Genomic DNA, 18,753 nt, shown 5'->3' with positions numbered 1-18,753 from the left:
TCAGGGTGCGGGCCGGTCCGCGTGCGGCGGGCGGACGGGTCAGGCGTGCCAGCCGCTCACCCCGCCCGGCACCGGCGCGGCCGGGTCGTAGGGCTCGCGGGTGAAGACGAACGTGTTGAGGTCGAGGTGGTCGGCGGCCACGCGCAGCGTCTCGCCGGCGTAGTAGCCGTCCAGCCCGAGCCAAGTGCCGTCGTCCTGGGCCACGAACCGGGAGGCGCGCCCGCTGCCGTCGACGGGCGCCAGCGACAGCCCGCGGTCGGGCAGCAGCCGCAGCGCGTACGGCTTGGGCCCCCAGTGCCACAGCCCGGTCAGCGCCAGCAGGTCGGGGTCGGCGGGGGCGGGCTGCCATTCCTCGGGCAGGCGCGGCTCGTGCTCGTCGAGGATGTCGAGCAGATCGGTGAGCAGGCTGCCGGTCATGCCGCTGGTGGTGTTGGCCATGAACAGCACGCCCACGCGTTCGGCCGGGTCGGCCCACACGGTGGCAAGAAAGCCGGGCATGGACCCGGTGTGCCCGGCCAGCCGGCGCCCGCCGACGCGGGCCAGTTGCAGGCCGAGCCCGTAGCCGGCGGTCCAGGAGTCGCCGTCGACGACGCCGGCCGGCTCCCGCATCTCGGCCAGGGTGTCGGCCGACAACACGCCGCCGGTGTCGCCGCCGACGAAGGCGGCCCAGCGGGCCAGGTCGTGCGGGGTGGACCACAGCTGCCCGGCCGGCCCCATGGCCACGGCGTCGTGCTCGGGCTCGGTGAGCACCATGTCGGCCCACGGGTGGACGGCGTAGCCGGTGGCGTGCGGGGCGCGGGGACGGGCGGTGGTGGCGTTCATCTCCAGCGGCGCCAGCACCTCCTGCCGCACGGCCTGCTGCCAGCCGGTGCCGCGCAGCCGGGCCACCAGCTCGCCCAGCAGCGCGAACCCGACGTTGGAGTAGTGGAAGAGCCGGCCGGGCCGGTGTCTGACCTGGTCGGGGCCCACCCGCTTGAGCAGGTCGGGCAGCTCGAGGCCGGGGGTGCGCTCCCACCAGTCGGTCGGCGGTTCGGCGGTCAGGCCGGAGGTGTGGGCCAGCAGCTGGGCGATGGTGGCCTGCCCGGCGGCGGTGCCGGGCAGGTGGCGCTCCAGCGGGTCGGTCAGCGCGATCCGGCCCTCGTCGCGCAGCCGCATGACGGCCACGGCGACGATCGACTTGGTGATCGATCCCAGCCGGTACTGGGTGGCCGGGGTCGGCGGGCCGTCGCCGACGCGGCCGCGGCCGCCGAACCACACCGTCCGCCCGTCGCGGACGATCGCCGCCGTCAGCGACGGCACCCTGCACTCGGCCTGCTCGACGGCCAGCCTGCGCAGCAGCGCGCGGGCCGTCACCTGTCCCACCTGACTCATGGGCGACAAGACTAGCGGCGTCGGGCGGGCGCCAGGTGCGTACCTGCCGGCTCGCCGCGGCTGTCCGGGTGGCCGGGCCGTCATCGATCGTGGTGGTGCGGGGAGACCAGGCCGGCGTCGTAGGCGGCGATGACGAGCTGGACCCGGTCGCGGGCGCCGAGTTTGGTGAGCAGGCTGGCGATGTGGGCCTTGGCGGTGCCGGGGCTGATGTGCAGCCGGGCGGCGATCTCGGCGTTGGACAGGCCGCGCCCGGCCAGGGTCAGCACCTCGCGTTCCCGCGCGGTGACGCCCAGCGGCTCGCGCGGCAGCGGGCGGGGTTCGGGGCGGCCGGCGAACTCGGCGATGAGGCGGCGGGTGACGCTGGGGGCGATCAGCGCATCGCCGGCCGCGACCACGTGGACGGCGGACAGGATGTCCTCCAGCGCCATGTCCTTGACCAGGAAGCCGCTGGCTCCGGCCCGCAGCGCGGCGTGGACGTTGCCGTCGTCGTCGAACGTGGTGAGCATGATCACGCGGGTGTCGGGGGATTCGGCGGTGATGGTCTGGGTGGCCTCGATGCCGTCCATGCCGGGCATGCGGATGTCCATCACGACGACGTCGGGGCGGAGCTGCCGGGTGAGCTGGACGGCTTGGGCTCCCGTCCCGGCCTCCCCGGCGACGACGACGCCGGCGGTGCCGTCGATGACCATGCGCAGACCGGCGCGGATCAGCGGCTGGTCGTCGGCGAGCAGGACGCGGATGGTCACCGTGCCTCCACGTGTGTGCTCCGGCCGCGCTCCCGCGCCGGGGCGGGAGGTGGCAGCGGGAGGGCGGCGGTGACGCGGAAGCCGCCCTGCGGGCGCGGCCCGGCGCTGAGGCGGCCGTCGAGCAGGGCGGCCCTCTCCCGCATGCCGGCGATCCCGTACCCGCTGCCGGGCGAAGGGACGGCGGCGGCGGTGGTGGCGGTGCCGGGTCCGTCGTCGGTGATGTCGATGCGCAGTTGACCGGGCGCGTAGTCGAGGACGACCCGGCAGTGGCGGGCCCCTGAGTGGCGGACGACGTTGGTCAGCGACTCCTGGACGATGCGGAAGGCGCACCGGTCGACGGCCGCGGGCAGCTCGCGTGGCCTGCCCCGGCGGCGCACGTCCACGTGGAGGCCGGCGGCCGTGGTCGTCTCGGCGAGCCGGTCGAGGTCTGCCAGCTCCGCGGGCGGCCCCGCGTCCGGCTCTGCGTCCGGCTCTGCGGCGGCGGGGGGCTCGCGGAGTGCGCCGAGCATGTGCCGCAGTCCTTGCAGGGTCTGCCGGCTGGCGGTCTCGATCGCGCCGAGCGCCTGGCGCGCCTGCTCGGGCCGGCTGTCGATCACCCGGGCGCCCGCGCCGGCCTGGATGGCGATGACGCCGATGCTGTGGGCGACCATGTCGTGCAGCTCGCGCGCGATGCGCAGCCGGTCGGCCGTGACAGCCTGGAGCTCGGCCTGGGCACGCAGCGCCTGGCCGTACTCGCGTCGTTGCCGTAGCGTCGTGCCGGCCGTCCAGGCGACCACGACGCCCAGGCCGAGCAGGAGCGACAGCGCGAGGAAGCCCGGCGCGACGACGCGCAACCCCTGGGTCAGCAGGGCCCCGTGCCAGACCGCCTGCTGAACGATCAGCGTGCCGGCCGCCGCGGCCAGGCCGGTCCGGCGCGTACGGGTGGCCGTGAGGAGACAGACCAGCAGATCGGCCGCCGGCAGCAGCGGCCAGAGCCGCTCGGCGGGCTGCGCCCACGCCACCGCCACCACCAGTTCGGCCAGCAGCACCGCCAGCACCGCGCACGGCCGCCGCCGGGCCCACACCACAGGGACCGCCATCGCGGCGGCGAACCCGATGTGCGCCGCCTCCACCGGCAGCGGGCTCTCGCCGTCGGCCAGCGTCACGACGTACAGCAGCGGCAGACAGGCCACCACGGCGCACCACGACAGCGCCGTCCGCACGCCGTGCGGCAGCCGCTGCGTCAAGGGTGGCCTGGGCGTTGGTTCGCGCACCCGGTCGATCGTAGTCACCGGTCCGCGCCGCGGGCATCGGCCTGCCGGCCTATGCCCGCGGGCCACCCCGCCGGCACGGAAACCGGCCCGCGGCCAGATGTCACGCCTGCCCGGCCTGCGACAACGTTGGCCGGGTGATCGAAGTCGACCAACTGACCAAGCGTTACGGCGGGGTGACGGCCGTCAACGCGCTGACCTTCACCGTGCGGCCGGGCTGCGTCACCGGGTTCCTCGGCCCGAACGGCGCCGGCAAGAGCACCACGATGCGGATGATCCTCGGGCTGAACAGGCCCACCAGCGGCACCGCCACCATCGGCGGCCGCCCGTTCGCCCGTCACCGCACCGGCCTGCGGCACGCCGGCGCGCTGCTGGACGCCGGCGACGTGCACGGCGGGCGCACCGCGGCGGCGCACCTGTCGGCGCTGGCCCGCGCCAACGGCCTGCCACGCCGCCGGGTGGGCGAGGTGCTGCGGGAGGTGGGGCTGGAGGGCGTGGCCCGTCGCCGGGTGGGCGGATTCTCCCTGGGGATGCGTCAGCGGCTCGGCATCGCCACCGCCCTGCTGGGCGACCCGCCGGTGCTGCTGTTCGACGAGCCGGTCAACGGCCTGGACCCCGAGGGCGTGCGCTGGGTGCGCGGCCTGTTCCGCCGTCTGGCCGCCGAAGGGCGCACCGTGCTGGTCTCCAGCCACCTGATGAGCGAGATGGAGCACACCGCCGACCGGCTCGTCGTCATCGGCCGGGGCGAGTTGATCGCCGACGAGAGCGTGGCCGAGTTCGCCGCCCGCGGCACGGGCGCCTCGGTGACCGTGCGCTGCTGCGACCCCGCCGAACTGGCCGCCGTGCTGGCCCAGGCAGGCGCCCGCGTACGTCAGGACGACGACGGCGCCCTGACCGTCACCGGCCTGAGCGCCGCCCGCATCGGCGAGCTCGCCTTCCGGCGGCGCATCGAGCTGCGGGAACTCGCCCCGCGCGCGGCCTCGCTGGAGCAGGCGTTCATGGAGCTGACCGCCGATCGCGCCGACTACCGCGCCGACCACCCTGCCGCCCTGGCAGGTGAGCGGCGATGACGCCCGCCCGCTTCCGTGACCTGCTGGCCGCCGAGTGGATCAAACTCTGGTCGCTGCGCTCCACCTGCTGGCTGCTCGGCCTCGGCACGCTGGCCGTCGTCGCCTTCGCCGCCCAGAGCAGCCTGAAGGCCTTCCACGACTGGCCGAGCTTCCCGCCGATGCAGAAGGCCACGTTCAGCCCGTTGAACGAGGCGTTCAGCGGCCTGTCGGCCACCATGCTCATGATCGGGGCGGGTGGCCTGGGCGCGCTGACGATCGTCGGCGAGTACGCCACCGGCCTCATCCGCACCACCCTGACCGCCGTCCCGGCCCGGCACCGCGTCGTGGCCGCCAAGCTCACCGTCGTCGGCGGCGTCATGCTCGCCACCGGCGTGCTCGTCTCGGCCGCCACCTTCGGCGTCAGCCAGGCGGTCCTGGCGGGCCGCGGCGTCGCCGTCCGGCCCGGCGATCCCGGCGTGCTGCGCGTGCTGGCCGCCAACGCGCTCCTGGCTCCGGTGTCAGGGCTGGTCGGCATGGGAGTCGGCGCGCTGCTGCGGCACACCGCGGCGGCCGTGGTGTCGGTCTGCGCGGTGCTGGTCATCGTGCCGACCTTCTTCCGGCCGTCCGTCCACCAGTGGCTCAACGACCTCTACGCCCTGGTGCCCTTCTACGTCTGGCGCACCTGCCTGGGGCTGCCCCAGCTCCGTGACGATCCGGCTCTGCCCACGGTGGCCGGCTCCTGGGCCGTGTTCGCGGCCTGGCCGCTGGCCGCCGCCGTCCTGGCCGTGCTCGTCGTGCACCGCCGCGACGTCTGACCGCTCCCGAAAGGAATCCGATGAACTCCCTGCTGCTGAACTCCCTGTTGCTGCGGCGCCTGCCGGCCGTCCCGCTGACGGCCTGCCTAGCCCTCGCCGTCACGGCCTGCGCCACGCCGACCGCCTCGGCCACGCCCTCCGGCCTTGCCGCCGCCTCCACCGACCCTGCCGTCGCGGCCGCCGCGGTCACCGTGTCCCCGGACGTTCCCCGGCTGGAGCTGCCGCGCCCCACCGGCCCCGATCCGGTCGGCCGCGACGTGTTGTACCTGGTCGACAGGAGCCGTAAGGACCCTTGGGTCCCGCGATCGGGCCCGCGCCGGCTGATGGTCTCGATGTACTATCCCGCTCGTTCGGCCACCGGCGCCCCGGCCCCCTTCATGGCCCTGGAGGAGGCCGCGTCCCTGCTGCGGCGCAAGGCCCCCGGCACCGACCTGCCCGCTGAGATCGTCAGCGACATCCGCACCCACGCCCACGCCGGCCCGCCCGCCAAGAAGGGCCGCCATCCGCTGGTGGTGCTCTCACCCGGCCTCGGCCTGCCGCGGGCCAGCCTCACCTCCCTGGCCGAGGACCTGGCCAGCCGCGGTTACGTCGTCGCCTCGCTCGACCACGCCTACGAATCGTCGGGAACCGTCTTCCCCGGCGTCGGCCTGCTCACCTGCGCCCCCCTGTGCGACCAGCCCAAACCCCCCGAGGGTGGCAAGGCCGCCATCGCCAGGAACCGCGCCAAGGACGTCTCCTTCGTCCTGGACCGGCTGACCGGCCGCCACCCGGCCTGGAAACGCGCCGGCCTGATCAACTCCAGGCGCGTCGGCATGGCCGGCCACTCCATCGGCGGCGAGGCCGCCTCCGCCACCATGGCCGCCGACACACGGATCAGGGCCGGGGTCAACCTCGACGGCACCATCAGCGCGACCCTGCCCGCCGCCGGCCTGGGCGATCGCCCCTTCCTGCTGATGGGCAGCCAAAGTGACCACAGCCCCGGCAAGGACGACACCTGGGACAGCGCCTGGCCGACGCTGCGCGGCTGGAAGCGCTGGCTCACCGTCGCCCAGGCCCGGCACAACAGCTTCACCGACCTGGCCGTCCCGCAGAGCAAGCTCGGCCCGCCGGCTCCCGGCACCATCGCCCCCGAACGCGCCCTGGCGCTCACCCGCGCCTACGTCGGCGCCTTCTTCGACCAGCACCTCAAGAACCGCAGACAAGCCCTGCTCGACGGCCCCACCCCGGGCAACCCCGAAGTCGGCTTCCACAACCCGTGACCCCGCACCGGGCCACCGCCCTTCCCGTCCGTCGCCCTTCCCGGATCGCGCGCCCGGCCCCGTCCCTACGGCTGCCGGGGCCGGTCAGCGGGTGGGGGCGCGGTCGAAGGTGTCGAGGATGAGCCGGCTGGCGTCCAGGTCGCGGGCGGTGTCGCCGAGCCCGGGCAGCTCGATGGGGCCGGGCCAGGTGTGGCCGCCGCCGTCCACCGTGTACAGGCCCAGCGTGGCTCCCCGCGGGCAGGACGTCCACAGGCGGAGGCGGACGCGGCGCAGGGGATGGCTGGTGGCGGGGGAGGAGCAGCGCTGGGCGGCGGCCCAGGCGTTCATGGTCTGCTCGACCGGCGGCAGCACGATGAGCGCGGCCAGGTGTTGCAGTTCGCCGCCGGGCTCGGGGTGGCCGCCGTCGTAGGGGACCAGGCGGTCGGCGGTGCCGTGGAAGGCGATGATCGTGGTGGGGGCGGGGTGGGCGCAGGGCTGGGCGATGGGGATGCCGGCCACGGCGGCCACGCCGCTCAGGCGTCCGTCCAGGGCGCAGACGAGCGAGGCGGCCAGGCCGGCGCCATAGGACAGGCCGGCGGCGAACTCGCGTCCGGGGTGGGCGCACTGGTGGCGTTCGACCTCGTCGAGCAGGGCGGCCAGGTAGGCGGTGTCGTCGGGGCCGGCGGTGTGCGGCAGGGTCCAGGCCAGCCGTCCGGGCGCCGATTGGGGGGTGATGACGATGTAGCCGCGGCGGGCGCCGATCTGGGGCAGGCGGCTGTAGGCGGCCTGTTCGGCGGCGTTGGAGCCGAGGCCGTGCAGGTTGAGCAGCACGGGGTGGGGGCCGGGGCCGTCGGGGACGGCCAGCAGGTAGCGGCGGGTCAGGCCGGCGGTGGTGAGCTGGTGGGGCCCGGAGGCGAGCCGGCGGGCCGTGGCGGCACACCCGCTGCTCGCCCCGCCCCTGACCTGATCCCGTATCCTCCCCGGTGGGAGTGCCGCTGCGGCGGGCGGCGAGGACGCCTGACCGCTGGAGGAAGGCGACCGCTCGCCTTCGCCGGGTGTGGAGGGCCGCGCGCAGCCTGACAACACCGCCACCACCAGCAGCGTCACCAGCGCCGTGACCGTGGTGCTGGTCGCCGTGGCGCTCGCGGCGCTGATGTTGCTGCTGATCGGCTTGGCGCCTGCGGTGCTGTCGTTGGTGGTGCTCTCGCTGGTGGCCGCGGTGCTGGTCGCCGTGGTGCTCGCCGGGCGCGCGCTGGTGTTCGCGTTCTTGCCCATCTCGCCCCCCGCGCGCTGCTGGTCGTACTGGCAAGTGTGCCTCTCGCCGCCGCCCGTACGCGTGCATGCCGAAACCGGCCGCCCCCTGTGCCCGGGGACGGCCGGCCAGGGCGGCGGGTCAGCACACGATGAAGATGCTCTTCCAGCCGACGGGGGTGCGCTGCTCGGCGTTGCGGTTGGAGGCCAGTTCGAAGTGCATCACGCCGGAGGCGTTGGGCTGGTTGTACATGCGGCCGCTCTGGCCGTCGCCGTACCACTTGTAGGAGCCGTGGTAGGGGATGTTGGACACGCCGCAGGCGTCCAGGACGACCGAGCGGCCGGTGAAGCCGCGGCCTTCGTAGGCGACGTACTGGGAGGCGTACGCGGCGCCGGCCGAGGCGAGGACGAGCCCGGCGGTGATCGCGGGGACGAGAAGGATCTTCTTCAACGTGTTCTCCTTCGAGGGTTCCTGACGAATGCCCACGGTGGGTAATCGTATGGCAACCCTTCGTACACGTCGAGGTGTTTTCGCTGATGGCGAGGGTGGAAGGCCGTCCGGGACGGTTCACGGCGGCGGGCCGGGACGCCGAAAAGCCGCTCACCGCCGCGCCTGTCGGCGGCGGTGAACGGCTGGAAGCGGCTCCGTCAGAGCAAGGGGGAGCGGGGGAGCGGTCAGGACTTGGCGTGCAGGGCGCTGCCCTTCTTCCACTGCGAGAAGGGCAGCTGCCAGTAGCCCCAGCCGTTGTTCCACTCCAGCTCCCGGTTGGTGCCGGTGATCTCCACGACGTCGCCGCGCTGGAAGTTGTCGTAGAACCACTTGGCCTGGTCGGGGCGGGAGTTGATGCAGCCGTGGCTGACGTTGCGCACGCCCTGGGCCCAGACGTTGTCCTTGGCGTGGACGTACTCGCCGGAGTTGGAGATGCGCACGGCGTGGTCGATCATCACGTCGTAGTAGCCGGGGTCGCCCTTCTTGCGGCCGGGGGAGATCATGCGCACCGGGTTGCCGCGTTCCATCGTCAGGTGCACGCCGGAGGTCGTGGTGTACTCGCGGGTGGTGGCCATGCCGGCGCTGATGCGCATGGTCTGCACGCGCTTGTTGTCCTTGTAGACGTACATCATGTGGGTCTTGGTGTTGACCTTGCTGATGACCTTGGCGCCGATCTTGAGGCTGGCGGAGTAGTCCTTCACGCCGTACAGGCCCTTGCCGGCCTTGACGCCGGTGATGCGGGCGTTGAAGGTGACCTTCTGGTGGGCGGGCCAGTACTTGGCGGTGCGGTAGATGACGGTGGTGTCGTTGATCCACCGCCAGGCGCCGGTGACGGGCTTCTCGGCCTCCACCTCCAGGGCGCGCTCGATCGCCGCCTTGCCGGTGACGGGCTGGTTGAAGGTGACGATGATCGGGGCGCCGACGCCGAGGGTCTCGCCCTTGGCGTTGGGGGTGACGTCGGCGACCTGCAGCTCCCGCTCGGGCTTGACCGTGGTGAAGGTGCTGGTGGCGGCGGTGGCGCCGGCCTTGGCCGAGACGTTGTAGTTGGTGGAGGGCTTCAGCGGCGTCCGGGAGACCCATTTGGTCTTGTCGGCGTTGAACCTGCCCTCGACCGTGTGGCCGCCGCCGTCGACGGTCACCTCCTCCAGCGCGCCGCCGGCGGAGGTCACCACGACCTTCTTGTCGGGGCTGACTTTGGCGCTGCCTTCGGCGGGGCTGATGGTGACGGTGGGCGCCTGCGGGGTGGCCACCGTGGTGGCCTCGGGCGCTTCCGGCCCGCGCGAGGCGGCGTTCCCGCTCGAGCAGGATGCCGTCAGGGCCGCCACCGCCAGCAGCGCGAGGCCGGCGGCAGACTTCGTCCATGCGGGCGCAACGTTCAAGACTGTCCTCTCCCCCAGGGCGGCAAACCCACCCCAAAGACTTTAATGCTCCTGCATGTATGACGCAGAAGCATTTAGGAGAGTTCGGTCACATTTGCATCACTAATTGCTGTCAACCCCAGGTCAACCTGCGTCAACGCGACGATCAACACCCCTTGCCAGGAGTTGCTCAGTGCCGCTCCAGGCGGTGGGTCAGGCTCGTGTGCCGCCGTCCGGCGCCCTTGGTCCGTACGGCCTGGGCCAGCGCCCGCCGCGACCCCACGATCACCACCAGCCTCTTGGCCCGGGTGATCGCGGTGTAGAGCAGGTTGCGCTGCAACATCATCCACGCGCTGGTGGCCAGCGGGATCACCACCGCCGGATACTCGCTGCCCTGACTGCGGTGGATGGAGACGGCATAGGCGTGGGCCAGCTCGTCCAGCTCGTCGAAGGCGTAATCGACCTCCTCGTCCTCGTCGGTGCGCACGGTCAGGCTGTGATCGTCGGGACGGATGCCGGTGACGATCCCCACCGTGCCGTTGAACACCCCCGCCGCACCCTTGTCGTAGTTGTTGCGCAACTGGGTCACCTTGTCGCCCACCCGGAACACCCGCCCGCCGTAACGGCGTTCGGGCATGCCCTCGCGGGCCGGGGTCAGCGCCTCCTGCAGCGCGATGTTGAGCGCCCCGGCCCCGGCCGCGCCGCGGTGCATCGGCGCCAGCACCTGCACCTCGCGCCGGGCGTCCAGCCCGAACCTGGCCGGGATGCGCCGCGCGACGACGTCCACCGTCATCGCCGCGATCTCCTCCGGCTCCTCGCACGGGAACAGGAAGAAGTCCGACATGCCGGCCAGCACCGGATGGTGCCCGGTGTTGACCCGATGGGCGTTGGTCACCACCCCCGACTCCTGCGCCTGGCGGAAGATCTGCGTCAACCGCACCCGCGGCACGTCCACGGCGGCCAGCAGATCCTTCAGCACCTCCCCGGCCCCCACCGAGGGAAGCTGGTCCACGTCGCCCACCAGCAGCAGATGCGTGCCCGGCGCCACCGCCTTCAGCAGCTTGTTGGCCAGCAGCAGATCCAGCATCGAGGCCTCGTCCACCACCACCAGGTCGGCGTCCAGCGGGTTGTCGCGGTCGAAGGTGGCCTCACCGCCCGGCCTCAGCTGCAACAACCGGTGGACGGTGGTGGCCTCGTGCCCGGTCAGCTCCGACAACCTCTTGGCCGCCCGCCCGGTCGGCGCGGCCAGGATCACCCTGGCCCGCTTGGCCCTGGCCAGCGTCACGATCGACCGCACGGTGAAACTCTTGCCGCAACCCGGCCCGCCCGTCAGCACCGCCACCTTGCACGTCAGCGCCAGCCGTACCGCCTGACGCTGCTCGGGCGCCAGCTCGGCGCCCGTCTGGGCCGCCAGCCACGCCTCGGCCCGCTCCCAGTCGACGTCGGCGAAGGACCGCAGCCGGTCATGACCGCTGTTCAGCAACGCCAACAACCCGCCGGCCAGCGACAGCTCGGCCCGATGGAAGGGCGGCAGATACACCGCCGGCACGCTGTTGTCCCCGGCGGGCACCTGCTCACGCACCACCCCCTCCTCGGCCGCCAGCTCCTCCATGCACCGCGTGGCCAGCTCGGCCGGCACGTCGAGGATCTTGACCGCGTCGGCCACCAGGTTCGGCGCCGGCAGATAGCAGTGGCCGTCGTCGGCCGCCTGCGACAACGTGTACCGCAACCCCGCCTTGACCCGCTCGGGACTGTCATGGGGGATCCCGACGGCCTGAGCGATGGTGTCGGCCGTCTTGAACCCGATGCCCCACACCTCATCGGCCAGCCGGTACGGCTGCCCGCGCACCACCGAGATCGACGAGTCCCCGTACTGCTTGAAGATCCGCACCGCGATCGAGGTGGACACCCCGACCCCCTGCAAGAAGATCATCACCTCTTTGATGATCTTCTGCTCCTCCCACGCCGCCGCGATCATCTTCGTCCGCTTGGGACCCAGCCCCGGAACCTCCACCAGCCGCTGCGGCTCCTGCTCGATCACCTCCAGCGTCCCCGTACCGAAATGATCGACGATCCGCTCGGCCATCTTCGGCCCGATCCCCTTGATCAGCCCCGACCCCAGATAACGCCGGATGCCCTGAACCGTGGCCGGCAACACCGTGGTGTAGGACCACACCTCGAACTGCTTGCCGTAACGCGGATGCGACGTCCACCGCCCCCGCAACCGCAACGACTCCCCGACCTGCGCCCCCAGCAACGGCCCCACCACCGTCAGCAGCTCCGCCCCCGACCGCTCGGTGGCCACCCGCGCGATCGTGTACCCCGTCTCCTCACTGGCGAAGGTGATGCGCTCAAGAACCGCATCGAGGGACACACCGAGCGAACCGTTGGCGTCAGGCTTCACGCAAACCCCTCTATTGCCTGTTGTGAAGGCAAGGTTAGAACAGCAGCCCCCCACACCGACCACCCCATCTCCGGGTGGCCGTCACCCGGCTCCACCGCCCGGCCGCGGCGCCGCGGGGGATTCGAGCCCCCTGCCGATCCGGGCACCCAGACAGCGCAGGGCCTGCCGGAGTTCGGCCGGTTCGACCTCCGCCAGGTCGGCGTCGAACGTCAGCAGCAGCCCCGCCAGCCCAGGCCATGACCAGGCGCCGAGCGTGAGCCGGCACGTGCCTTCGGTGTCGTACTCCACCGTTGACCCGCCCGGGGCGAACCGGGCGACCGTGGCGGCGGGCAGAGCCAGGACGGCCGAGCCGCGGCACGGCCATTCGGCCGCGGCGTCTCCACGGTCGTGCGCGGTCATCACGAAGACGACAGGATCACCGTGCGGGATGTCACGCCGGTCGAAGGGGACGTGCGTGGGCGGGTGCGGCGTGCAGCGGTCCACGCGCATCGCGCGCCACCGGCCGGCGCCCGGGTCGAAGGCCACCAGATACCAGCGCGCGGCCCACACCACGAGTTCGTGCGGTTCCAGCGTGAGCGTGACCGGCTCGCCGTCGCCGGTGTAGTCCACCCGCACGAGATGCCGCCGGCTGATCGCACCACCGACGGCCGCGACGATCCCGGCCTCGATCGGCGGCGCGGGGAACTCCCAGTAGTTACGGGCCGAGGAAACGGTGAACGCCTCGGCGTGCAGGCGACTGCGCACCGGCATCGCCTGGTGCAGCGTGGCCAGCGCACGGGCCGCGTTCTCCCGGATCCCGGACAGGACCGCCGGCACCGTCTGCAGCGCGACGGCCGTGGCCACCGCCTGATCCTCGTCGAAGACCACCGGCGGCAAACGGGTGCCACGACCCAGCCGATACCCTCCACCCGCTCCGCGGACGGCCTCGATCTCGTACCCCAGGTCCCGCAACGTCTCGATGTCGCGACGCACGGTTCTCACCGACGCCCCGACCCGGCCGGCGAGCTCACCGGCCGTCAGGGTCGCACCGATCCCGAAGATCGACAGCAGCTTGAGCGCCCGCGCGGAAGTGGCAGCCATGATGGCCCGATCCTCCCACCCATAGCGGCCACTCGATGGCAACCATGCCGACGAAGGTGGCCGACATGACCGATGCACCGAGCCCCCACACCACCCAAGCGCCACCCGCACGCGACACCGGCACCCGCGCGACCGCGGCACTGCTGGTGGTGCTCCTCGGATCCTTCATGGACCTTCTCGACGCGACCATCGTCACCGTCGCGGCCCCCGCCATCGCCCAGGACCTGGCCGCCGACCACACCCAGATCCAATGGACGATCGCCGCCTACACCCTCGCCCTGGGCACGGGCCTGATCACCGGCGGACGACTCGGAGACCAGCACGGTCGCAAACGCCTGTTCACCATCGGACTGACCGGCTTCATGACCACCTCGGCACTGTGCGCCCTGGCCACCGACCCCGGCACGCTCATCGGCATGCGAGCCGGGCAGGGACTGACCGCAGGAATCATGGTCCCGCAGGTGTTCGGCATCATCCGGGCCACCTTCCCCCCGGGCGAGCGTGCCAAGGCCTTCGGCGCCTACGGAGCAACCCAGGGCCTCGCCTCGGTCGCCGGACCGCTGCTGGGCGGCCTGCTCGTCGACGCCGACCTGTTCGGACTGGGCTGGCGCACGATCTTCTGGATCAACGTGCCCGTCTCCATCCTCGCCCTCGCCATCGGCGCCAAGACCCTGCCGGAGTCCCGCTCCGCCTCCACCACCCGACTGGACCTCCCCGGCGCACTCCTCGCCGCCACCGGCATCTTTCTCCTGCTCCTGCCGATCATCCAGACCCAGACCTGGGGATGGAACTGGACCGGCTACGCCCTCCTCGCAGCCGGAACCCTCCTGCTCACGATCTTCCTCGCCCACGAACGCCGCCTCACCCGACGCGGCGACGAACCCGTCCTCGACCCGGCCCTGCTGAGAATCCGCGCCTTCACAGTCGGCCTGAGCGCCTCCATGCTCTTCTTCGGCGGCATCGGACCGTCCTTCCTCACCCTGTCGCTCTACCTCCAGAACGGAACCGGCCGAACCGCATGGCAGACCGGCCTGGTGATCCTCCCGTACGCACTCGGCTCCATCATCACCTCCGGCCTCGGCGTCGCCCTCGCCACCAAAGCAGGCAGAACGCTCCTGATCACCGGCTCCCTCACCATCGCGGCATCCCAGCTCGCCCTGTGGTACATCGTCAAAGACGGCAACGAGCCCGGCTACTGGCCCCTGGCCCTCGCACTGCTCGCCGGCGGCCTCGGACTCGGCCTCGCCGCGCCCATCCTCGTCAACGTCGTCCTGGCAGGCGTCCCCGGACGCAACGCAGGCGCCGCGGGCGGGGTCCTGTCCACCGTCAACCAGATCGGCGGCGCGGCCGGCATCGCCGTCCTCGGCACCGTCTTCTTCACCTCCGCCACCGACCCCGCCACCACAGCACCGGCGCTGCCCGCCTACAGTCACGCGCTCGGCATCGTCCTGATCGCCTCCACCGCGCTCTACCTCATCACCGCACTCGTGATGCTCGCACTCCCGAAAACCGCAACCACGAACGCCGAGTAGAGACACCTTCACAGAGCCGACGAACGACGGGGGAGAGGGACCACACCGCGAACCCGTCAGCACCCAACCCCTCCACCACCCCTTACAGTGTCACCGGTGAAGATCAGACCAGGCCGCCCCGGCGACGACGCCGTCCTCCTGACCATGTTCGACAGCGCCATCACCTGGCTCGTCAGCCAGAACCGCACCGGCCAATGGGGCACCCAGCCCTTCACCGGCGACCCCCGCCGCACCCAGCAAGCCGCCGACTGGCTCGCCGGCGGCGGCATGCGCATCGCCGAGATCGACGGCCAACCAGCCGGCTGCATCGTCGTCGGCGACGCCCTGCCCTACGTCACCCCCGCCACCGAACCCGAGCTCTACGTCCAGGTCCTCGTCATCGACCAACGCCACGCCGGCCGAGCCATCGGACGACACCTCCTGCAATGGGCCCTGCAAGAAGCCCGCGACCGCGGCCTCGGACTCGTCCGCGTCGACTGCTACGCCGGCGACGACGAACGCCTCATCGCCTACTACGAAAGCTGCGGATTCACCCGCGACCAGCCCTTCACCGTAGGGGAGTGGCCCGGCATGATCCTCCGCCAACGCCCCTGAACCCGGCCCGACCCCGCCCCGCCCCTCACACCAGCGCCAACTGGGCCGCCGACGGCCCCCGACCCACCGGCTCCGGCGCACCGCACCGCATCCCATAAACCCGGCACAACTGCGCAATCTGCCCCGTGATGCGCTGCTCGTACCCGGGGGAGGGGAACCCCGCCCGATCGTAGAGCTCCTCATAACGCTCCACCAGATGCGGATGCGCCCCAGCCAACCACCGCATGTACCACTGCCGCGTCCCCGGCGGCAACCGCAACACCACCGGCTCCACCGCCACCGCCCCCGCACCCGCGATCCGCCGCACCGTCGCCGTCAACTGATCAGCCGCATCACTCAGCAACGGCAACACCGGCGCCATCAGCACCCGGCACTCCACCCCAGCCTCCACCAGCGCCGACACCAGCTCCAACCGCGCCTGCGCCCCCACCGCACCCGGCTCGACCGCCCGCCTGATCCGCTCGTCCACGAACGCGATCGACACCGCCACCCGCGCACCCGCCCGCGCCAGCACCTCCGCATCCCGCAACACCAGCGCACTACGCGTATACACCGTGAACGGCACCCCCGCCGCCCCCAGCGCCGCCACCACCCCCGGCATCAACCGATACCTCTCCTCAGCAGGCTGATAACCATCGCCCGCCACCCCCACCGCCAGCGGCTCGCCCTCCCACCGCCCCAACTCCGACCGCAACCGCTCCACCACATTCGCCCGGACCACGACCCGCGAATCGAAATCAACCCCCGCGTCCAACCCCAGCTTGCGATGACCCGCCCGCGCCCCACACCCCAGACACGCATGCACACAACCCCGATAAGGCGAAACCGCCCACCGCTCGACGATCCCCGCACTCCCCGGCACCCGCTCGATCACCGTACGGGCCTGCGTCTCATAAAAACCGTCACGCACCACCGCGCGCCGCTCGATCAGCGGCCGCTCATCGACCGCCTCGACAAGCGCCAGCGCATCCCAACCCACCCAACCAGTGGAACACGCATTCGACTACCTTTTCAAGCGGAACACCGCAACGCCCACACCCCGAAGGAACCCCATGGCCTGGATCCTGCTCGCCCTCGCCATCGCCACCGAAGTCCTCGCCACCACCGCACTCAAACTCAGCAACGGCCTCACCCACATCGGCTGGACCATCGCCGTCGCCACCGGCTACATCACCTCATTCGCCCTGCTCGCCCGCGCCCTCAAACTCCAACTCGACATGGGCACCGCCTACGCCATCTGGTCCGGCGCCGGCACCGCCGCCATCGCCCTCATCGGCGCCACCCTCATGGGCGAAACCCTCACCCCCCTCAAGATCAGCGGCATCCTCCTCATCATCGGCGGCGTCATCGTCCTCAACCTCGCCGGCACCCACTGAACCCCACCACAAAACGCGTTGAACACCCCCCAACCCCTCCCTACACTGCCCCCGTGCTCACACCCGAATACCCCCTCACCACCCCCCGCCTCCACCTGCGCCCCTTCACCCCCGACGACCTCGATGTCCTCCACGCCTACGAATCACGCCCCGACGTCGCCCGCTACCTCTACTGGGAACCCCGCGACCGCCAAACCACCAGCACCTTCCTCGACAAAAAGATCACCCGCCACACACTCCACGACGAAGGCGACGCCATCGACCTCGCCATCACCCTGCGCACCACCGGCCAACTCATCGGCAACGCCCTGCTCATCTGGACCAGCAGACAACACCGCCAAGGCGAGATCGGCTACGTCCTCCACCCCGACCACCACGGCCACGGCTACGCCCCCGAAGCCACCCGCCCCCTGATCCACCTCGGCTTCACCCAACTCGGCCTCCACCGCATCACCGGCCGCCTCGACGCCCGCAACAAAGCCTCAGCCCGCGTCCTGGAAAAACTCGGCATGCGCCACGAAGCCACCCTCGTCGACAATGAGATCGTCAAGGGCGAATGGACCAGCGAAACCATCTACGCCATGCTCGAAACCGAATGGACCCCATGACCGTCGTCCACCACCTCGCCCTGCAGACCGACTGGCAACACGCCCAGCAAGCGGGGGAGTACCGCATCTCCACCCTCGGCCACACCCTCGACGACATCGGCTTCATCCACCTCAGCCACGACCACACCCAACTCCGCACCGTCCACGACACCTACTACACCACCGTCACCGAGCCCCTCCTCGTCCTCGACATCGACCCCACCGGCCTCGACATCCGCACCGAGAACGGCTACCCCCACCTCTACGGACCCCTCCCGCTCACCGCCGTCACCGCCACCCACCCCTACGCCCCCTGACCACCCGTCCACCCCATCGCCCGCAACAACCGCAACACATGCGGCGGCGTCCCCACCAACTGCGTACGCCCCGCCCGGCACGACACCACCAGCAACCGCGCCCCCTCCACCCCCAGGAAATCCAGCCCGCTCACATCCACCACCAGCGATTCGTCGATCCGCCGCGCCCGGCCCAACGCCTCGGCCAGCGCCACCTGGTTCGTCGCATCCACCTCACCCACCAACCGGATGATCGACGGACCCGGCATCGGGCAGCACGTGATGCGCAACTGGTGATCGACATAGAGCAGCTGGGGGAGGGACACACGCCCGAGGGGGTCCGGGGTATTCACGACAAAGCCGCCATTCCCGGGCTCTCACACGCCCGGTATCGGAAGAGGGGAGTGGACCGTGGACCGTGCGGCCGGTGACACGCGCCGGGACCGCCGACCCCCCTGGACCAAGGCGGCCCCGCCGAGGCCGGAGGGGTTTCACGCCCCCAATTCACACACCCGCACCCCGACAGCATAGAGCAGCCGTCCGACCGCCGTGCGTAATCACGGGGATCTCCAGAGCCGCCCGACAAGGCCTTTTGCGGACCAATTACCCAAACCACACAGAATCCACGTTCTGTACGGTATGAGTAGTTTGTCCGGCTAGAGGCGGTTCACGAAGCGGGAGGCGGCACGCTGGCTCATGCCGGTCTCGCCGCGCACCAGGAAGACGGCTTCCTGGATCTGGCCGAGCGCCTTCAGCTCCCGAGCCTGGTCCACCAGGTCGACACTGGGGTTGGGGCGGTTGCGGGGGCTCTTGGTGAGCCGGACGGCCAAAATGATCAGCCAGATGACGGCGGCGACGATGACGGCCGTGAGTGCGACGAGGCCGGCCGTCGAGGCGGCCAGAGCCGGCGGGGCGGCGAGGAGCTGGCTGGACGTCAGCAGGCTGGGCATGGTGGAGATCTGCCCGGCGGGTGACCGTTCATGCGGGATGTTTTTGCCGTGTCGTGGCGGGTGGCTGGTTGCTCGATAATGAACATTATGTCAAGTAGACCGGATCGAGGGACTCCTCCGCGCTCCGGTCGCGGTCGGTGCGCCGTCGTGGGTGGCCTGACGTGTTCGGCAGTTCGCTTGGTCGCAACCGAGGGCGGGGACCCTGTTGTGCTCCCCGCCGCTGGTCTTTGCGTGGGGTCCGGATGAGCCACCCACTTCTGGCACCTACGTCCAGGCGGTGCGGTTCGGTCATCTGGACGCGCTTGTGTCGACGGCAGGCGCCGGCCCTGCTTCTTGACGGTTACCCAACGATGCGGTACTCCCCCA

General features: G+C 71.5%; 19 protein-coding genes. 8 read left to right on the top strand and 11 right to left on the bottom strand.

Annotated features, from left to right (window positions below):
* Positions 1 to 39 precede the first annotated feature (39 nt).
* The 3 genes from ABZ459_RS27730 to ABZ459_RS27720 form a co-directional block, all read right to left on the bottom strand.
* On the bottom strand, positions 40 to 1,371 hold the full coding sequence (locus ABZ459_RS27730) for a serine hydrolase domain-containing protein (protein ID WP_357975960.1): 1,332 nt from the start codon (positions 1,369 to 1,371) through the stop codon (positions 40 to 42).
* Positions 1,372 to 1,451: 80 nt separating this feature from the next.
* The gene (locus tag ABZ459_RS27725; protein ID WP_357975957.1) at positions 1,452 to 2,117 is read right to left on the bottom strand and encodes a response regulator transcription factor; all 666 of its coding nucleotides are present in this window, start codon (positions 2,115 to 2,117) and stop codon (positions 1,452 to 1,454) included.
* On the bottom strand, positions 2,114 to 3,370 hold the full coding sequence (locus ABZ459_RS27720) for a sensor histidine kinase (RefSeq protein WP_357975954.1): 1,257 nt from the start codon (positions 3,368 to 3,370) through the stop codon (positions 2,114 to 2,116). The genes ABZ459_RS27725 and ABZ459_RS27720 overlap by 4 nt, the downstream gene beginning before the upstream one ends.
* Positions 3,371 to 3,504: 134 nt before the next feature.
* Between ABZ459_RS27720 and ABZ459_RS27715 the strand changes: the two genes are divergently transcribed.
* Genes ABZ459_RS27715 through ABZ459_RS27705 form a run of 3 tightly spaced genes read left to right on the top strand, consistent with a single transcriptional unit; the run spans position 3,505 to position 6,490 of the window.
* The gene (locus ABZ459_RS27715; protein WP_357975951.1) at positions 3,505 to 4,437 is read left to right on the top strand and encodes an ATP-binding cassette domain-containing protein; all 933 of its coding nucleotides are present in this window, start codon (positions 3,505 to 3,507) and stop codon (positions 4,435 to 4,437) included.
* The gene (locus tag ABZ459_RS27710; RefSeq protein WP_357975948.1) at positions 4,434 to 5,231 is read left to right on the top strand and encodes a hypothetical protein; all 798 of its coding nucleotides are present in this window, start codon (positions 4,434 to 4,436) and stop codon (positions 5,229 to 5,231) included. The genes ABZ459_RS27715 and ABZ459_RS27710 overlap by 4 nt, the downstream gene beginning before the upstream one ends.
* Positions 5,232 to 5,251: 20 nt before the next feature.
* Positions 5,252 to 6,490 carry an alpha/beta hydrolase gene (locus tag ABZ459_RS27705; RefSeq protein ID WP_357975946.1) on the top strand — a complete coding sequence of 413 codons (1,239 nt, stop codon included), beginning with the start codon at positions 5,252 to 5,254 and terminating at the stop codon, positions 6,488 to 6,490.
* A gap of 84 nt (positions 6,491 to 6,574) precedes the next feature.
* Here ABZ459_RS27705 and ABZ459_RS27700 read toward each other — a convergent pair whose 3' ends face one another.
* The 5 genes from ABZ459_RS27700 to ABZ459_RS27680 form a co-directional block, all read right to left on the bottom strand.
* Positions 6,575 to 7,744 (bottom strand): PHB depolymerase family esterase, encoded by a 1,170-nt coding sequence (locus ABZ459_RS27700; RefSeq protein WP_357975943.1) that lies wholly within the window; start codon positions 7,742 to 7,744, stop codon positions 6,575 to 6,577.
* Between the two features lie 118 nt (positions 7,745 to 7,862).
* A complete protein-coding gene (locus ABZ459_RS27695; RefSeq protein WP_357975940.1) occupies positions 7,863 to 8,171 on the bottom strand; it encodes a MiAMP1 family antimicrobial peptide in 309 nt (102 codons plus the stop codon).
* 224 nt (positions 8,172 to 8,395) lie between these two features.
* The gene (locus ABZ459_RS27690) at positions 8,396 to 9,589 is read right to left on the bottom strand and encodes an Ig-like domain-containing protein (RefSeq protein WP_357975937.1); all 1,194 of its coding nucleotides are present in this window, start codon (positions 9,587 to 9,589) and stop codon (positions 8,396 to 8,398) included.
* Positions 9,590 to 9,758: 169 nt separating this feature from the next.
* A complete protein-coding gene (locus tag ABZ459_RS27685; protein ID WP_357975934.1) occupies positions 9,759 to 11,972 on the bottom strand; it encodes an ATP-dependent RecD-like DNA helicase in 2,214 nt (737 codons plus the stop codon).
* Between the two features lie 81 nt (positions 11,973 to 12,053).
* Positions 12,054 to 13,052, bottom strand: coding sequence for a WYL domain-containing protein (locus ABZ459_RS27680; protein WP_357975931.1), 999 nt, complete (start codon positions 13,050 to 13,052; stop codon positions 12,054 to 12,056).
* 65 nt (positions 13,053 to 13,117) lie between these two features.
* On the opposite strand from ABZ459_RS27680, the gene ABZ459_RS27675 reads away from it, so the two are divergent.
* Positions 13,118 to 14,584: an MFS transporter gene (locus tag ABZ459_RS27675; protein WP_357975928.1), complete on the top strand. Its 1,467-nt coding sequence runs from the start codon at positions 13,118 to 13,120 to the stop codon at positions 14,582 to 14,584.
* 96 nt (positions 14,585 to 14,680) lie between these two features.
* Complete coding sequence (locus ABZ459_RS27670) at positions 14,681 to 15,178, top strand: GNAT family N-acetyltransferase (protein WP_357975925.1); 498 nt, start codon at positions 14,681 to 14,683, stop codon at positions 15,176 to 15,178.
* Between the two features lie 25 nt (positions 15,179 to 15,203).
* On the opposite strand, the gene ABZ459_RS27665 is transcribed toward ABZ459_RS27670, so the two are convergent.
* A complete protein-coding gene (locus ABZ459_RS27665; protein WP_357975922.1) occupies positions 15,204 to 16,157 on the bottom strand; it encodes a radical SAM protein in 954 nt (317 codons plus the stop codon).
* Positions 16,158 to 16,230: 73 nt separating this feature from the next.
* Between ABZ459_RS27665 and ABZ459_RS27660 the strand changes: the two genes are divergently transcribed.
* The 3 genes from ABZ459_RS27660 to ABZ459_RS27650 are packed head-to-tail and all read left to right on the top strand — an operon-like array spanning position 16,231 to position 17,458.
* Positions 16,231 to 16,554 (top strand): multidrug efflux SMR transporter, encoded by a 324-nt coding sequence (locus ABZ459_RS27660; protein WP_357975919.1) that lies wholly within the window; start codon positions 16,231 to 16,233, stop codon positions 16,552 to 16,554.
* A 53-nt stretch (positions 16,555 to 16,607) separates the two neighbouring features.
* Positions 16,608 to 17,162 (top strand): GNAT family N-acetyltransferase, encoded by a 555-nt coding sequence (locus tag ABZ459_RS27655; protein ID WP_357975916.1) that lies wholly within the window; start codon positions 16,608 to 16,610, stop codon positions 17,160 to 17,162.
* Complete coding sequence (locus tag ABZ459_RS27650; protein WP_357975913.1) at positions 17,150 to 17,458, top strand: DUF952 domain-containing protein; 309 nt, start codon at positions 17,150 to 17,152, stop codon at positions 17,456 to 17,458. The genes ABZ459_RS27655 and ABZ459_RS27650 overlap by 13 nt, the downstream gene beginning before the upstream one ends.
* Here ABZ459_RS27650 and ABZ459_RS27645 read toward each other — a convergent pair.
* Entirely contained in the window at positions 17,446 to 17,763 is a 318-nt protein-coding gene (locus ABZ459_RS27645) for an STAS domain-containing protein (protein ID WP_357975910.1), read from the bottom strand. The genes ABZ459_RS27650 and ABZ459_RS27645 overlap by 13 nt on opposite strands.
* 330 nt (positions 17,764 to 18,093) lie before the next feature.
* Complete coding sequence (locus tag ABZ459_RS27640; RefSeq protein WP_357975907.1) at positions 18,094 to 18,387, bottom strand: hypothetical protein; 294 nt, start codon at positions 18,385 to 18,387, stop codon at positions 18,094 to 18,096.
* Positions 18,388 to 18,753 lie beyond the last annotated feature (366 nt).

The organism is Nonomuraea sp. NPDC005692 (assembly GCF_040631115.1).
In the GTDB taxonomy this organism is placed as follows: Bacteria; Actinomycetota; Actinomycetes; order Streptosporangiales; family Streptosporangiaceae; genus Nonomuraea.
This window is presented reverse-complemented; position numbering and strand designations above follow the sequence as displayed.

Excerpts from the sequence above, each read along its gene's own strand:
- ABZ459_RS27730 (WP_357975960.1), bottom strand. The coding sequence starts at position 1,371 with ATGAGTCAGGTGGGACAGGTGACGGCCCGCGCGCTGCTGCGCAGGCTG.
- ABZ459_RS27710 (WP_357975948.1), top strand. The coding sequence starts at position 4,434 with ATGACGCCCGCCCGCTTCCGTGACCTGCTGGCCGCCGAGTGGATCAAA.
- ABZ459_RS27705 (WP_357975946.1), top strand. The coding sequence starts at position 5,252 with ATGAACTCCCTGCTGCTGAACTCCCTGTTGCTGCGGCGCCTGCCGGCC.
- ABZ459_RS27700 (WP_357975943.1), bottom strand. The coding sequence starts at position 7,744 with ATGGGCAAGAACGCGAACACCAGCGCGCGCCCGGCGAGCACCACGGCG.
- ABZ459_RS27680 (WP_357975931.1), bottom strand. The coding sequence starts at position 13,052 with ATGGCTGCCACTTCCGCGCGGGCGCTCAAGCTGCTGTCGATCTTCGGG.
- ABZ459_RS27675 (WP_357975928.1), top strand. The coding sequence starts at position 13,118 with ATGACCGATGCACCGAGCCCCCACACCACCCAAGCGCCACCCGCACGC.
- ABZ459_RS27660 (WP_357975919.1), top strand. The coding sequence starts at position 16,231 with ATGGCCTGGATCCTGCTCGCCCTCGCCATCGCCACCGAAGTCCTCGCC.
- ABZ459_RS27650 (WP_357975913.1), top strand. The coding sequence starts at position 17,150 with ATGGACCCCATGACCGTCGTCCACCACCTCGCCCTGCAGACCGACTGG.
- ABZ459_RS27640 (WP_357975907.1), bottom strand. The coding sequence starts at position 18,387 with ATGCCCAGCCTGCTGACGTCCAGCCAGCTCCTCGCCGCCCCGCCGGCT.